General features: G+C 57.4%; 10 protein-coding genes. 7 read left to right on the forward strand and 3 right to left on the reverse strand.

Annotation, left to right across the window (positions count from 1 at the left end; translation table 11 throughout):
• Positions 1 to 100 precede the first annotated feature (100 nt).
• The 7 genes from dnaA (at position 101) to CS390_RS00035 (ending at position 10,928) form a co-directional block, all read left to right on the forward strand.
• Positions 101 to 1,606 carry a chromosomal replication initiator protein DnaA gene (gene dnaA / locus CS390_RS00005; protein ID WP_065759562.1) on the forward strand — a complete coding sequence of 502 codons (1,506 nt, stop codon included), beginning with the start codon at positions 101 to 103 and terminating at the stop codon, positions 1,604 to 1,606.
• A gap of 40 nt (positions 1,607 to 1,646) precedes the next feature.
• Entirely contained in the window at positions 1,647 to 2,750 is a 1,104-nt protein-coding gene (dnaN, locus tag CS390_RS00010) for a DNA polymerase III subunit beta (protein ID WP_065759561.1), read from the forward strand.
• A gap of 20 nt (positions 2,751 to 2,770) precedes the next feature.
• Positions 2,771 to 3,874, forward strand: a complete 1,104-nt coding sequence (recF, locus tag CS390_RS00015) for a DNA replication/repair protein RecF (RefSeq protein WP_065759560.1) — start codon at positions 2,771 to 2,773, stop codon at positions 3,872 to 3,874.
• 4 nt (positions 3,875 to 3,878) lie between these two features.
• Positions 3,879 to 6,296 carry a DNA topoisomerase (ATP-hydrolyzing) subunit B gene (gyrB, locus tag CS390_RS00020; RefSeq protein ID WP_065759559.1) on the forward strand — a complete coding sequence of 806 codons (2,418 nt, stop codon included), beginning with the start codon at positions 3,879 to 3,881 and terminating at the stop codon, positions 6,294 to 6,296.
• Positions 6,297 to 6,876: 580 nt separating this feature from the next.
• Positions 6,877 to 8,423 (forward strand): IS3 family transposase gene (locus CS390_RS00025; RefSeq protein ID WP_256587615.1). Its coding sequence is split into 2 segments (ribosomal slippage): positions 6,877 to 7,363 and positions 7,363 to 8,423, totalling 1,548 coding nucleotides; the frame shifts between segments, so codons are not numbered across the junction.
• A gap of 371 nt (positions 8,424 to 8,794) precedes the next feature.
• Positions 8,795 to 9,433 carry a TnsA endonuclease N-terminal domain-containing protein gene (locus tag CS390_RS00030; RefSeq protein WP_011953077.1) on the forward strand — a complete coding sequence of 213 codons (639 nt, stop codon included), beginning with the start codon at positions 8,795 to 8,797 and terminating at the stop codon, positions 9,431 to 9,433.
• Positions 9,414 to 10,928: a DDE-type integrase/transposase/recombinase gene (locus CS390_RS00035; RefSeq protein WP_256587545.1), complete on the forward strand. Its 1,515-nt coding sequence runs from the start codon at positions 9,414 to 9,416 to the stop codon at positions 10,926 to 10,928. Before CS390_RS00030 ends, CS390_RS00035 begins: the two co-directional genes overlap by 20 nt.
• A 171-nt stretch (positions 10,929 to 11,099) precedes the next feature.
• On the opposite strand, the gene istB is transcribed toward CS390_RS00035, so the two are convergent.
• From istB to CS390_RS00050, 3 genes are all read right to left on the reverse strand, one after another.
• Positions 11,100 to 11,903 carry an IS21-like element ISPst3 family helper ATPase IstB gene (gene istB / locus CS390_RS00040; protein ID WP_099773209.1) on the reverse strand — a complete coding sequence of 268 codons (804 nt, stop codon included), beginning with the start codon at positions 11,901 to 11,903 and terminating at the stop codon, positions 11,100 to 11,102.
• Positions 11,896 to 13,395, reverse strand: a complete 1,500-nt coding sequence (gene istA / locus CS390_RS00045; protein ID WP_157767169.1) for an IS21-like element ISPst3 family transposase — start codon at positions 13,393 to 13,395, stop codon at positions 11,896 to 11,898. Before istA ends, istB begins: the two co-directional genes overlap by 8 nt.
• 178 nt (positions 13,396 to 13,573) lie before the next feature.
• Positions 13,574 to 15,271 (reverse strand): phosphoethanolamine transferase, encoded by a 1,698-nt coding sequence (locus CS390_RS00050; protein WP_003298414.1) that lies wholly within the window; start codon positions 15,269 to 15,271, stop codon positions 13,574 to 13,576.
• Positions 15,272 to 15,297 lie beyond the last annotated feature (26 nt).

Below are 15,297 nucleotides of genomic sequence, written 5' to 3' on the forward strand. Positions count from 1 at the left end.
CACCACGCTCATCGCATCGGCATGTGGATAACTGCGCGGCCGGTCGGGTACAATGGCTGCTTGTTTTTGCCTCACCGGCTTTCAAACTCAGGGGATATCCGTGTCAGTGGAACTTTGGCAGCAGTGCGTAGAGCTTCTGCGCGATGAACTGCCTGCCCAGCAATTCAACACCTGGATCCGTCCGCTACAGGTCGAAGCCGAAGGCGACGAGTTGCGCGTGTATGCGCCCAACCGTTTCGTTCTCGATTGGGTCAATGAGAAGTACCTTGGGCGTCTGCTCGAACTGCTAGGCGAACAGGGCAACGGCATTGCGCCAGCGCTTTCCTTATTAATAGGCAGCAGACGCAGCTCTGCGCCTCGCGCTGCGCCCAATGCGCCGCTGGCGGCCGCTGTTGCCGCTTCCCAGGCGCAAGCCGCTCAAGTCGCCCCGCCGGTCGTTGAACCGATCGCTGCGCCAGTTGTGGCTCAAATCGAGGATGCGCCTTCACGCGATAGCTTCGATGCCATGGGGGAAAACAACGCCCCCCCTGCTTCTGGCGGCCGGGCCGAACAACGAACCGTGCAGGTTGAAGGTGCGTTGAAACACACCAGCTACCTGAACCGTACCTTTACCTTCGAGAACTTTGTCGAAGGTAAATCCAACCAGTTGGCCCGTGCGGCTGCCTGGCAAGTGGCCGACAACCCGAAACATGGCTATAACCCCCTCTTCCTTTATGGGGGCGTTGGCCTGGGTAAAACGCACTTGATGCATGCTGTGGGTAACCACCTGCTCAAGAAAAATCCGAATGCCAAGGTTGTCTACCTGCATTCCGAGCGTTTTGTTGCGGATATGGTGAAGGCGCTGCAGCTCAATGCCATCAACGAATTCAAGCGTTTCTACCGTTCGGTCGATGCGCTGCTGATCGATGACATTCAGTTCTTTGCCCGTAAAGAGCGTTCGCAGGAAGAGTTTTTCCACACCTTCAACGCCTTGCTTGAGGGCGGTCAGCAGGTCATTCTCACCAGTGACCGTTACCCGAAGGAAATCGAAGGCCTGGAAGAACGCCTGAAGTCTCGTTTCGGTTGGGGATTGACGGTTGCCGTCGAGCCACCGGAGCTGGAGACGCGGGTGGCGATCCTGATGAAGAAGGCCGATCAGGCCAAGGTCGATCTCCCGCACGATGCGGCGTTCTTTATCGCTCAGCGGATTCGTTCCAACGTCCGTGAACTTGAAGGTGCGCTCAAGCGGGTTATTGCCCATTCGCACTTCATGGGCCGTGACATCACCATTGAACTGATTCGGGAGTCGCTCAAGGATCTTCTGGCGCTGCAGGACAAACTGGTGAGTGTGGATAACATCCAGCGCACCGTTGCCGAGTACTACAAGATCAAGATCTCCGATCTGTTGTCCAAGCGGCGTTCCCGCTCGGTCGCGCGACCACGACAAGTGGCGATGGCGTTGTCCAAGGAACTGACCAACCACAGCTTGCCTGAAATTGGCGACGTATTTGGCGGTCGTGACCACACCACAGTGTTGCACGCGTGCCGCAAGATTAACGAACTCAAGGAATCCGACGCGGATATCCGCGAGGACTACAAGAACCTGCTGCGGACGCTGACAACGTGATGACTGTCAGCGCAGCTTATTAAAGGCAAGGGACTAGACCATGCATTTCACCATTCAACGCGAAGCCCTGTTGAAACCCCTGCAACTGGTCGCAGGCGTCGTCGAGCGCCGTCAGACCTTGCCGGTATTGTCCAACGTGCTGCTGGTTGTCCAAGGCCAACAACTGTCGCTTACCGGTACCGACCTGGAAGTGGAACTGGTTGGCCGTGTGCAATTGGAAGAGCCTGCCGAACCAGGCGAGATCACGGTACCTGCGCGCAAGCTGATGGACATCTGCAAAAGCCTGCCGAGCGATGCGCTGATCGACATCAAGGTCGATGAGCAAAAGCTGCTGGTCAAGGCGGGTCGCAGCCGCTTCACCCTGTCGACCCTGCCTGCCAACGATTTCCCGACAGTCGAGGAAGGCCCTGGTTCGCTGACCTGCACCCTGGAGCAAAGCAAGCTGCGCCGATTGATCGAGCGCACCAGCTTTGCCATGGCGCAACAGGATGTTCGTTACTACCTCAACGGTATGCTGCTGGAAGTATCCACAGGCACACTGCGAGCCGTTGCTACCGATGGCCATCGCCTGGCAATGTGTTCGATGAGCGCAAACATTGATCAAGCAGATCGTCATCAGGTGATCGTGCCACGCAAGGGTATTCTTGAGCTGGCGCGTCTGCTGACCGAGCCTGAGGGCACTGTCAGCATTGTGCTTGGCCAACACCATATCCGTGCAACCACTGGCGAGTTCACGTTCACCTCGAAGCTGGTCGATGGCAAGTTCCCGGACTATGAGCGCGTGCTGCCCAAGGGCGGCGACAAGCTGGTAGTGGGCGACCGTCAGGCACTGCGTGAGGCATTCAGCCGTACCGCAATTCTGTCCAACGAAAAGTACCGTGGTATTCGTCTGCAACTGGCCAATGCCCAGCTGAAGATTCAGGCGAACAACCCGGAGCAGGAAGAAGCGGAAGAGGAAATCAGCGTCGACTACAACGGCAGCTCGTTGGAAATCGGTTTCAACGTCAGCTACCTGTTGGACGTACTGGGTGTCATGACCACCGAGCAGGTTCGTCTGATTCTGTCTGACTCCAACAGCAGTGCCCTGCTGCAGGAAGCAGGCAATGACGATTCCGCATACGTCGTCATGCCGATGCGTCTGTAACCTTGTCTCGCATAGTCTAGATGTCCCTCAGTCGCGTTTCTGTCACCGCGGTGCGTAACCTGCACCCGGTGACATTCTCCCCCTCCCCCCGCATCAACATTCTGCATGGCGCCAACGGCAGCGGAAAAACCAGCGTTCTTGAAGCGATCCATTTGTTGGGTCTTGCCCGCTCCTTCCGCAGCACACGTTTGAACCCGGTTATTCAGTATGAACAGTTGGCCTGTACCGTGTTCGGTCAGGTTGAATTGGCCGAGGGTGGTTCAAGTAACCTGGGTATTTCCCGGGATCGCCAAGGGGAGTTCACTATTCGTATCGACGGGCAGAATGCCCGTAGCACGGCTCAATTGGCTGAAATTCTGCCGTTGCAATTGATCAATCCGGACAGCTTTCGCCTCCTTGAGGGCGCTCCGAAAATCCGCCGGCAGTTTCTCGATTGGGGGGTGTTCCACGTGGAACCTCGCTTCATGGGAACCTGGCAGCGACTGCAGAAGGCCCTGCGGCAGCGGAACTCATGGTTGCGGCATGGTACACTTGATCCGGTTTCGCAAGCGGCATGGGACCGGGAATTGTGCCTGGCCAGTGCGGAATTGGATGAATACCGCCGTACTTACATCAAAGCCTTGAAGCCGGTTTTCGAGCAAACCTTGAGTGAGTTGGTCGAGCTTGAAGGATTGACCCTCAGCTATTACCGCGGTTGGGACAAGGATCGGGAGCTTAGTGAAGTTCTCGCCAGCTCCCTGCAGCGGGATCAGCAAATGGGCCACACCCAGGCCGGGCCGCAACGTGCGGATCTGCGCTTGAGGCTAGGCGGGCATAACGCCGCGGAGATTCTCTCCCGGGGCCAGCAAAAGCTAGTGGTGTGCGCATTACGTATCGCCCAAGGCCATCTGGTCAGCCAGGCTCGGCGAGGTCAGTGTATTTATCTGGTGGATGACTTGCCGTCCGAGTTGGATGAGCAGCACCGCCACGCGCTTTGTCGTTTGTTGGAAGAATTACGCTGCCAGGTATTTATCACCTGTGTAGATCACGAATTATTGAGGGAAGGCTGGCAGACGGAAACGCCAGTTGCCTTGTTCCACGTGGAACAGGGCCGTATCACCCAGACCCACGACCATCGGGAGTGAAGGCATGAGCGAAAATCAAACGTACGACTCCTCCAGCATTAAAGTGCTGAAAGGGCTGGATGCCGTGCGCAAGCGTCCCGGTATGTACATTGGCGACACCGATGATGGTAGCGGCCTGCACCACATGGTGTTCGAGGTGGTCGATAACTCGATCGACGAAGCCCTCGCTGGCCACTGTGACGACATCACCGTAATCATTCACCCGGACGAGTCCATCACCGTCCGCGACAACGGCCGTGGTATCCCGGTCGATGTGCATAAAGAAGAAGGCGTCTCCGCAGCAGAGGTCATCATGACCGTTCTGCACGCTGGCGGTAAATTCGACGACAACTCCTATAAAGTCTCCGGTGGTCTGCACGGTGTGGGTGTTTCTGTAGTAAACGCCCTTTCTGAGCAACTGGTATTGACCGTTCGCCGCAGCGGCAAGATCTGGGAACAGATCTACGTTCACGGTGTTCCACAGGCACCGATGAAAATCGTTGGTGAAAGTGAAACGACTGGTACCCAGATCCACTTCAAGCCATCGGCTGAGACCTTCAAGAATATCCACTTCAGCTGGGACATCCTGGCCAAGCGTATTCGCGAACTGTCGTTCCTCAACTCGGGCGTCGGCATCCTGCTGAAGGATGAGCGCTCCGGTAAGGACGAGCACTTCAAATACGAAGGTGGTCTGCGCGCATTCGTTGAGTACCTGAACACCAACAAGACGCCGGTCAACCAGGTGTTCCACTTCAATGTCCAGCGTGAAGACGGTGTGGGTGTCGAGATTGCCCTGCAGTGGAACGACAGCTTCAACGAGAACCTGTTGTGCTTTACCAACAACATTCCACAGCGTGATGGCGGTACTCACTTGGTTGGTTTCCGCTCGGCGCTGACCCGTAACCTGAACAACTACATCGAGCAGGAAGGTCTGGCCAAGAAGAACAAGGTCTCGACCACTGGCGACGACGCCCGTGAAGGTCTGACCGCGATCATCTCGGTCAAGGTTCCAGATCCGAAGTTCAGTTCCCAGACCAAAGACAAACTGGTTTCTTCTGAAGTGAAGACGGCAGTGGAGCAGGAGATGGGCAAGTACTTCTCCGACTTCCTGCTGGAGAACCCGAACGAAGCCAAGGCCGTTGTTGGCAAGATGATCGACGCGGCGCGTGCTCGTGAAGCCGCGCGCAAGGCTCGGGAAATGACCCGCCGCAAAGGTGCGCTGGATATCGCCGGCCTGCCGGGCAAACTGGCTGACTGCCAGGAGAAGGACCCTGCCCTTTCCGAACTGTACCTGGTGGAGGGTGACTCCGCAGGTGGTTCGGCCAAGCAAGGCCGTAACCGCAAGACCCAGGCAATCCTGCCGCTCAAAGGTAAGATCCTCAACGTCGAGAAAGCACGTTTCGACAAGATGATCTCTTCCCAGGAAGTCGGCACGCTGATCACTGCCTTGGGTTGTGGTATCGGGCGCGACGAGTACAACATCGAAAAACTGCGTTATCACAACATCATCATCATGACCGATGCTGACGTTGACGGTTCGCACATTCGTACCCTGCTGCTGACCTTCTTCTTCCGTCAGTTGCCGGAGCTGGTTGAGCGCGGCTATATCTACATTGCCCAGCCACCGCTGTACAAAGTGAAGAAAGGCAAGCAGGAGCAGTACATCAAGGACGACGAGGCCATGGAAGAGTACATGACCCAGTCGGCCCTCGAGGACGCAAGCCTGCACCTGAACGACTCGGCCCCGGGGATTTCCGGTGAGGCGCTGGAGCGTCTGGTCAACGAGTTCCGCACCGTGATGAAGACCCTCAAGCGTCTGTCGCGCCTGTACCCACAGGAGCTGACCGAGCACTTCATCTACCTGCCGGCGGTATCGCTTGAACAATTGTCTGACCATGCCGGGATGCAAGCCTGGCTGGCCAAGTTCGACGAGCGCCTGCGCACCAGCGAGAAGTCCGGCCTGGTCTACAAGGCCAGCCTGCGTGAAGACCGCGAGCGCAATGTCTGGCTGCCAGAAGTGGAAATCACCTCTCACGGCTTGGCCAGCTACGTGACCTTCAACCGTGACTTCTTTGGCAGTAACGACTACCGGACCGTTACCGCTCTGGGTTCGCAGTTGGTCACTCTGCTGGACGACGGCGCCTATGTTCAACGTGGCGAGCGCAAGAAGGCCGTTACCGAATTCAAGGAAGCCCTTGACTGGCTGATGACTGAAAGCACCAAGCGCCACACCATCCAGCGCTACAAAGGGCTGGGCGAGATGAACCCGGACCAACTGTGGGAAACCACCATGGACCCAAGCGTGCGTCGCATGCTCAGGGTGACCATTGAAGACGCGATCGCTGCCGATCAGATCTTCAACACCTTGATGGGCGATGCGGTCGAGCCGCGTCGTGAGTTCATCGAGAGCAACGCACTGGCAGTGTCCAACCTGGACTTCTGATTAGCTGTATGTAGGTTCACAGAAAAGCTGCACGCTTTCACAAATAGATGACCGGCCGGGCTTCAACCATGGCCCCTGTCGGTCACCATCAAGCCCGCCTTCGCGGGCTTTTTTTTGCCTGGAATTCCTGCCGGGGCGCCCTACTCCGCTCATTGGAAAATGATGCAGATGGGGGGATTTGAGGAAGTGATTTGATGGGGCGCTGGAAGTGCTGAGAGGGTCGGCGGGCGGATCTGAGCAGCAGAGAGATTGAGAGGACTTTAAAACTAATATTTGAACACCTTAATAGTTAATTAAGCGTACGTGTTAAGTATTAATTTGAACAATTTAGTATGGAAATGGAATTTGGTGGAAGTTGCCATTTTGGATTTTTTGTAGATTTCGAAGGGATGTTGGAATAAGATCTATGACCAACTTTTCCGCTTTGCACTGAAGATTTTCAGCCAAATCAGCTGTTTGAAGCGAGAGCTTCAGACCTGATCCAAATTGCTCCAGCGATCACGAAGTCCCGCCGCGTCAGGATAGTTGTCGTGTGAGTTGATTCGATGAGTCTTGGTCGGTGGGCGGACGTGAGAGCCGTGTGGCGCGTTATTCGATAGAGCATCGGGAGTGGGTGGTGCGGCAGATGATGCCGCCCTTGAACCGGACGGTGCCGGAGCTGGTGGAAGCGACAGGCATTACTGATGCCACCCTGTATGCTTGGCGCAAACAGGCCAGAGCAGCGGGAGCAGTGGTGCCGGGAGATGGACAGCAGGCCGACCAGTGGTCGAGCCAGGACAAGTTTCGGGTGGTGCTGGAAAGCGCCAGCCTCAATGCGGCTGAGCTGGCGGAGTACTGCCGGCGCAAAGGCCTGTATGTCGAGCAGATCAACGCCTGGCGCGAAGCCTGCGAGCAGGCCAACAGCCTGGCTCAGCCGAGCAAGACCCGGCGCGAACGCGAAGAGGAAAAGGCCGCGAAGAAGCGCATCAAGCAGCTGGAGCGTGAACTACGGCGCAAGGATGCGGCGCTGGCAGAAACCGCGGCTCTGCTGGTGTTGCGAAAAAAAGCCGAGGCGCTCTGGGGGAAGGACGAGGACGAATGATCAGCGCCCCGGATCGCCGTGAAACGCTGCAGTTGATCGAGGACGCCGTGGCGGCGGGAGCGCGGCGGGCGCAGGCCTGCGCCGAACTGGGCCTGTCGCTGCGCAGCCTGCAGCGCTGGCAGCACTGCCCGGAGGATCGGCGTCCTTCGGCACAGCGAGCTGAGCCGGCCAACAAGCTGACCCCGCAAGAGCGCCGCCGCGTGCTGGAGGTTGCCAATCAGCCCGAGTTTGCCAGCCTGCCGCCGCAGCAGATCGTGGCGCGGCTGGCCGATCAGGGCACCTGGCTGGCCTCGGAGTCGACCTTTTACCGGTTGCTGAAGGACGCCGAACAGCAGCATCCGCGCGGCCGTAGCCGCCCACCGGTGAAACGAGCGCTGACGACCCATGTGGCCGACGGCCCGAACCAGCTGTGGTGCTGGGACATCACCTGGCTGCCGACCACGGTCAAGGGCCGTTACTTCTACTGGTACATGATCAAGGACGTCTACAGCCGGAAGCTGGTGGCCAACGAGGTGCATGAAAGTGAAAGCGCCGAGCAGGCCGCCCAGCTGCTACGCCTGGCCTGCCTACGTGAACAGCGAGCAGGCCAGCCGCTGGTACTGCACTCGGACAACGGCAGCGCTATGAAGGGCTCGACCATGCTGGCGGCCATGCAGAACCTGGGTGTGATGCCCTCGTTCAGCCGCCCGCGGGTGAGCAATGACAACGCCTATGCCGAGGCCTTGTTCCGCACGGCGAAGTACTGCCCGCTGTGGCCGGAGCGGCCCTTCGACACGCTGGAGCAGGCCAGGAACTGGGTGAACAGCTTCGTGGCCTGGTACAACCATGAACATCGCCACAGCGCCCTGAAGTTTGTGACCCCGGCGCAGCGACATACTGGCCAGGCGGAAGAGTTGCTGCGCAAGCGTATCGAGCTGTACGAGGCGGCGCGTGCACGGCACCCGGAGCGCTGGAGCGGCAACATTAGGAACTGGGTGCTGGCACCAATCGTGTGCCTGAACCCGGAGCGGGAAGCGGTACTGCAGCAAACATCAAAGGCAGCGTGACACGCTCACGCGACAACTACCTTGAAAATCGCCGAAGTGGCCGTTTAGAAATAAAGAGAGCAAGCCGATTGCTTTAGATTCTGATCAGTCATGAGAGTCATGACCAATGAGAGAAAAGGAGACCTGAAAATGTAGAAAAACGCGATCAATCCCGAGAGGACTGACCGCGCTTAGCGAAGCAGACTTGCGTCCTCAGAACCCGCAATGTCTGCTTTTTCGAAGCGACTGTCAATCCTCTCCCATTTTTTCGACCTTAGCGAGGTTACTCGACGGCACAGTGTTGCCTGTCGAAAGGCCTCACTTCGCCCGCCCTGCGCCTTGATTTTTTGGCGCAGCGTCGGCGCTCGTTTCGAGATTTTCGGAGGTGTTTCATGACAGTACGAAAGGTGGTCACGCGGCGGTCCAACCATTACCGCGGCTACTTCCCATCGCTCAAAAATAAAAAGCCTGTGCCCTGGGAGTCCCAGCTCGAAGGCGCTCTTTTTCGGCTTCTTGAGCTGTCTCCTGCGGTCATCGGCTACGTCCCGCAGCCCAGTGAGGAACGTGTTCCATCGCTCCAGGGCTACTTCAAATATTACCCAGACGTACAGGTTTTCCTCGCGGATGGGCGCGAGTGGTGGTTTGAAGTGAAGCCTCACGACCGACTGAAGATTGCCAGCGTCAGGCAGCGACTGGATGCCGCTGAGCGCTACTTCAACGCCACTGCCCGTAACTTTTCGGTGATCACTGAAAAGTTAATTGAAGCTGAACCCCTGGCTACCAATCTTAGAAGGCTGATGTATCACCGGCGCGGTCCAGAGCTTTCGCATCAGGCGTTGGAGGAGGTAATGGCGACCTTCAACGAATGGCCGCCTATGACCGTTGCAGATCTGCTCTACGTGGTTGGTGAGGGGAAAGCCTGGCGCTTGTTAGGCCTTGGGGTGGTGGGCATTGACCTTGATAGGTCAATTGACACTGACTCCCCGGTCTTCCTGCAAGGGGGGCACCGTCATGCAAACCTTTTCCCTTAGGGTGAAATTGGTCGTCATCGTTCGTGGCGTACTGATGGTGCTTGAGAAGAGGCTTATTGACCGGAAGCTGCTCTTTTTCGATGAGCTTGGTGAGCCCACGAAGCTATCCGAGAAGGAGTTCTATGAGGCCTACGAGAAGCGCGAGATCGAGATCTCCGCTGATCAGCCATACCTTGGGAGGGTTCCGTATGTGCGGAACGTCCCTCCAGATATTTCATGCTTCCCCAAAAAACATGGAGATGAGGCATTGCGTCGACGCAAGTATCTGGACGACCTAACTAAGCGCGGTAAATACAAGCTACCGGGTGACGAAGACATGATCAAGAAGCTTAGAGATATCGCCAAAAAGATTGGGGATGCGTGCGCACCCTCGGTTTCCACTATTCGACGTTGGGCAGCCAAATACATTGGCCAGAACGTAGTAAAGCTTATCCCTCAGCATGCCAAAAAGGGTCGGGCTGCCGCGATACAGGGAGAGCTCGAAGTTATTCTTGAAGGGGTGATTAATAAAACCTACCTGCAGGATACGATTCCAGCGGTCAGCGTGGTCGTTTCAGAATTCGAGGATCAGATAAAAGAGAGGAACAAAAGTCGTTTGCCTTCGGATCAGCTCAAGATCCCAAGCGGAATGACTGTCCGAAGGTACATCGCCAAGCTGGATCCGTACCTTGTGGATAAGGAGAGGCTCGGAAAACACGCAGCAGACAAGAAGCACCGTGTTGCGGCGGGTGTCCTACGTGTCCATGAGATTTTGGAACGTTGGGAAATTGATCACACCTTGTTGGACGTCCAGCTTGTGGATGAAACCTCGGGGCTGTGCATTGGGCGCCCCTATCTGACGATCGTCCTCGACCGCTTCTCTCGAATGGTGATGGGATATTTGCTCCACCTGTCGGCGCCAAATACGGAAACCGTGCTTCGTGTGATCGAACGCTCAATCCGTCCAAAAGCCGAATTGCTGAAGCGCTTTCCGAAAGTGAGAAATGAATGGTGGGCACGTGGGCTGCCGGCTCGAATAGTCCCAGACAACGCAGCGGAATTTCACGCGGGCGATCTCATCATGGGATTCAACGAGTTGGGTATCGAGATCATGTATCCCGCTTCAAGGGCCCCTCAAAGGAAAGGTGCCGTCGAACGCTTTTTCAGCACACAGAACCTGGGGCTTATCCACAACCTCCCGGGTACCACCTTCTCGAATATCCAGCAGCGTGGCGATTACGACTCGGAGAAGAATGCATGTTTCACGCTCCCTCAATTGGAGGCGGTGGTAGTGAAATGGATCGTCGATGGTTACCACCAGACTCCTCATCGGGGGCTGGACAACAGAACACCGGCTCAAGTCTGGGGGACTAGCGAGGCGAACCATGTCATCAGCCTTCCCGTCGACCTGGACTCGTTGGAGTGCATTCTGGCCAAGCGGGCCTCGGTGAAGGTTCACCATTACGGCATCGAGGTTGCCAAAGTGGGCTACCTGTTGGCGCTGATGGAAAATTGACCCACCCTGCCGATTGAAATTTGACCCAGGGCGGATTGCTGATTTTGTTACCAGCAACTGTGGATAAGTCTACCAGCGCAGCTGCTTTTGAACCCACTCCCTCGCTGTCCCAGTTCAGCTGTTGAAGACCTGCCACATGCAGCCATGCAGCAGGCCGTCGTCACCATGAAATCAGAACGACTCATCGTCCTCCGGTTCCTGGCCGTCCTTACGCTTTCGCTCCCGTGATTTGATCTTGGCCTGGGCCGCCAAGCTACTGTGTTGCAGGCGATAGGACTCGTTACCGGTTTCGACGATGTGGCAGTGGTGGGTCAGCCGATCCAGCAGGGCGGTGGTCATCTTGGCGTCGCCGAACACGCTCGACCATTCGGCGAAGCTCAGGTTGGTGGTGATCACCACGCTGGTGTGTTCGTACAGCTTGGACAGCAGGTGAAACAGCAACGCACCGCCAGCCTGGCTGAACGGCAGATAACCCAGTTCGTCGAGGATGACCAGATCCATGCGCAGCAGTGCCTGGGCGATCCGCCCGGCTTTGCCGTCGTGTTTTTCGCGCTCCAGCAGATTGACCAGATCGACCGTGGAGTAGAAGCGCACGCGCTTGCCATGCCGGGTGATGCCGGACACGGCCAGCGCGGTGGCTAGGTGGGTTTTACCGGTGCCTGGCCCACCGATCAGCACCACGTTCTGCGCGGTGTCGGTAAAGGCCAGGCTGGCCAGCTCGCTGATCAGGCGTGCGTCGGCGCTAGAGGCGTTGAAATCGAAGCTGGCCAGATCGCGGTGCATCGGCAGCTTGGCCATGTTCATCTGGTGGCTCACCGAGCGCATGGCGCGATCTGTGTGCTCTTGTTCCAGCAGGTGTTCGAGCAGCCACTTGGACGAGGCTGTGTTCGACTCACCCTGTGCAGTTAACTCCGCCCAGGCCGTGGCCATGCCGTGCAGGCGCAGCTCCTTGAGTTCCGCCATCAAATCACGCATGACCGACCTCCTCGACCTGGCCACGCAGGCGGTCGTAGCGCGCCGTGTTAGCGACGGGGGCTTCCTTGAGCGACAAGTGGGTTTCGACGCTGGGTGGTGGTTCGGATGCTGTCAGCCGTGCCACGACATTGAGGATGTGTTCGGCGCTCAGGCTGCCACTCTCCAGTACCAGCTCAACGGCTACCAGCACGGCATCGAGCCCGGCGACCGGTACGGCAGCCAGAACTTGCGCCATGATCCGGTCACCGCCGGCATGACGCCCCAGACCGTGCTTAAGCTGACGCAGCGGCGCCGGCAGATCAGCAAAGGGCGCGCCGTTGCGCAGCGCACCGGGCTTGCGTTCGATCAGCGGGAGGTAGTGCTGCCAGTCATAGCTGACCTGGTCGCGATCCAGCAAGCGGACATGGCTGGCGATCAGCGCGTCGTCAGCCACCACCTCGATTCGCGTCGGATACAAACGGCTGCTGACCCACTTACCCGCGTACTCACACGGCACCGAGTAGCGGTTGCGCCCGACGCTGACCAGGCAGGTGCTGGAGACCCGCGCAGGCCGCTCGACGTAACCGTCGAATGGCGCTGGCACAGGCATCAGTTCAGCGCGCTCCAACTCCAGCACTTCGGCCACACTCAGACCGCTGTATTGAGGGTGCGTCAGCTCGTTCCAAAGCGCGCGGCAGCGCTGGCCCAGCCAGGCATTGAGTTCCTCGAAGGAGTGAAACTGGCAGTCCTGGGCGTCTAGCCAGATATGCCTGCGGCTGTCTTGCACGTTCTTTTCAACGATGCCCTTTTCCCAACCAGCGGCGACGTTGCAGAAGTCCGGATCGAACAGGTAATGCGCGCACATCACCGCAAAGCGTGCATTCACCGCCCGGCCTTTGCCCTTATTGACCTTGTCGACGGCGGTCTTCATGTTGTCGTAGATGCCCCGGCGCGGCACGCCGCCCAAGGCGCCGAACGAGCGTGTATGGGCGTCAAATAACATCTCATGGCCCTGGCTCGGATACGCCACAAGCCAGAACGCACGGCTGGCACACAGCTTCAGATGTGCCACCTGCATACGCCGGTAAATGCCGCCGACCAGCAAGCCTTCCTCGCTCCAGTCAAACTGAAACGCCTCGCCAAGAGCAAAGGTCAGCGGCACAAAGGCCTGCGACGCCTTGCCCTGTCCCCCTCGCCAGGCACGGATAAACGCGGTGAGCTGGCTGTAGCCACCGTCATAACCATCGGCTTTGATTTGCGCCAACAGCGCCTTGGCACTGCGCCGCTGTTGCTTGGGGCGCAGCGAATCGGCTTTTAGCGCCTGCTCTAGCGTGACGTGAAAAGGGCTGAGTTTGTTAAAGATCGCGCGGCGTTGGTACACCGGCTGCTTGGCCTCAGGTGCTCTGACCCACTTGCGAATCGTGTTGCGCGCCAGCCCGGTGCGCTTGGCTATCTCATGCAGCGACAGCTTGTCGCGGAAATACATCCGCCGAATTTTGCCCATCATTTCCATACTGATCACCCTGTGTTCTCCTGCTCAAAAATTGAGCAGAAGCAGTTGAACACCTGGGTCAGTTTTCAGTCGGCAGAACAGCCTCTACTGGGTCAGTTTTCGGTCAGCGGCAACACTCAGCTGTCAAAGCAGGCTGGTGCAGAACCGCCTGGCCGATGATCCGGTCCACATCGAACATTCAGAGGCCAGAATAAGAGCCTCCGACAAAGGGCTTACAAGGGGCAGTGAAATCCAGCGCTGAGCGATACGAAGACGTCTGGACGTTCATCATGCCGAGCACGGTGTGGAACAGGTTGTCGTGGCTCAGCGGTGACGTGGTTTGAGCTTTCAAACAACCCACGTTGACCTTTTCGCTCTTCGCGAGCGAGTCAGACATCCAAAGTACCAACGGCACCTTTGTTTGCTCGTCAGGAGCCATCGCGTAAGGCAGCCCGTGTAGATAGAGCCCACCCTCCCCCAGCGATTCGCCGTGGTCCGAAACGTACATCAGCGCAGTGTCGAACTTGGTGTTGGCCGCCAGGATATCGATGAGATTTGCAGTCACATAATCGGTGTAGAGGATTGAGTTGTCGTAGGCATTGACCACCTCCTCCTGCTTACATTTGTCGAGCTCGTTGGTCTCGCACACCGGTGCGAATTTCTTGAATTGCGAGGGGTAGCGCTTGTAGTAGGCCGGGCCGTGACTGCCTTTGTAGTGGAGCACCAGGACAGCATCGCCTTCCTGGCGCTTGATGAAGTCTTGCATCTCCGTGAGCAGCACCCCGTCCTTACACTCCTCGCTGGTGCACAGTTGGGAATCCGCGTGAGAGGCAGCCTTGTGGTTGGGAACCCTGTCGCAGACCCCTTTGCACCCCGAGTTGTTGTCAGTCCACATGACACTGATGCCAGCGCGTTGAAGCACGTCGAGCAGCCCTTCTCGGCTCTTGGCCAAGCCATCTTTGTACTGGGCCTTACCCACGTCCAGGAACATGCATGGCAGCGAGACCGCGGTAGCGGTACCGCAGGAGCTCACGTTCGTGAAGCTAATGACATTTCGCTTTTCTAGTTCCGGATTCGTTTCACGGGAGTAGCCGTTGAGGGAGAAGTTGGCGGAGCGAGCGGTCTCTCCTACTGCCAGTACCAGCAGCCTGGGTTTACGAGCCGCACCCTGTCGATTAACTACCGCATCAGTACCAATGGCCGTCAGCGTTTTAGGTGAGGCCAGCTGACGCTTCAGGTACCCATGGCCAGCCGCAAACAAGTTGGTAGGTACCAGAATCAGCCGGATCTCCCGATTGTTGCGCAGCAAGGAGGCATACGACTGGTACTGACTCAACGCGATGCCAGATAAGGTCAACAGAGCGAGCGACAGAGCAATGAACCTGCTGACCAAAGCTTTGGCCCAAGGCTTGCGCCGGAGGGGAACCCGGGCAATCAGGTAGACGGGCAACACCCCAACCATTGCGACCCAAAGACCGAGCTTCCAATTCAGCAGCTCGGTTGCCTCAGCGACGTCGGTCTCCACAACGTTGGTGAACATTGTGTAATCGATCACGATGCCGTAGGCATTCATGAAGTAACTCGCAAAAGACGCGCTGATCAGTACCAGGCACAGTATGGGTTTGGCCAGCCGCCCCCATGACAGCAAGCTCAGAACGGTAAACACCCATGCGAATACTATGACTGGGAGGCTAGCCGCTAGCTGCCAGTTCACTTCATCGGTTTTGAATACCAGCTTCCAGAGCACGTTCCAGAGCTCAGCGTTCGCGAATAGCAGTAACCAAAAAGTCACCAGGCCGATTAGCAAATTAGTACTGATGCCTTTCTGCCGCGCATTGCGAATAGCAAAGATCCATTTGCTTAACAGGGTGTGAACAATGGATTTGGAAGGTGTCATTATCAAACTCTGGAAGCTGCTTATCC

Origin of the sequence: Pseudomonas sp. HLS-6, from assembly GCF_002753995.1 — a bacterium.
GTDB lineage: Bacteria > Pseudomonadota > Gammaproteobacteria > Pseudomonadales > Pseudomonadaceae > Aquipseudomonas > Aquipseudomonas defluvii.

Bases quoted from the DNA above. Each gene is read 5' to 3' on its own strand.
- dnaN (WP_065759561.1), top strand. From the start codon at position 1,647: ATGCATTTCACCATTCAACGCGAAGCCCTGTTGAAACCCCTGCAACTG.
- recF (WP_065759560.1), top strand. From the start codon at position 2,771: ATGTCCCTCAGTCGCGTTTCTGTCACCGCGGTGCGTAACCTGCACCCG.
- gyrB (WP_065759559.1), top strand. From the start codon at position 3,879: ATGAGCGAAAATCAAACGTACGACTCCTCCAGCATTAAAGTGCTGAAA.
- CS390_RS00030 (WP_011953077.1), top strand. From the start codon at position 8,795: ATGACAGTACGAAAGGTGGTCACGCGGCGGTCCAACCATTACCGCGGC.
- CS390_RS00035 (WP_256587545.1), top strand. From the start codon at position 9,414: ATGCAAACCTTTTCCCTTAGGGTGAAATTGGTCGTCATCGTTCGTGGC.
- istB (WP_099773209.1), bottom strand. From the start codon at position 11,903: ATGCGTGATTTGATGGCGGAACTCAAGGAGCTGCGCCTGCACGGCATG.
- istA (WP_157767169.1), bottom strand. From the start codon at position 13,395: ATGGAAATGATGGGCAAAATTCGGCGGATGTATTTCCGCGACAAGCTG.
- CS390_RS00050 (WP_003298414.1), bottom strand. From the start codon at position 15,271: ATGACACCTTCCAAATCCATTGTTCACACCCTGTTAAGCAAATGGATC.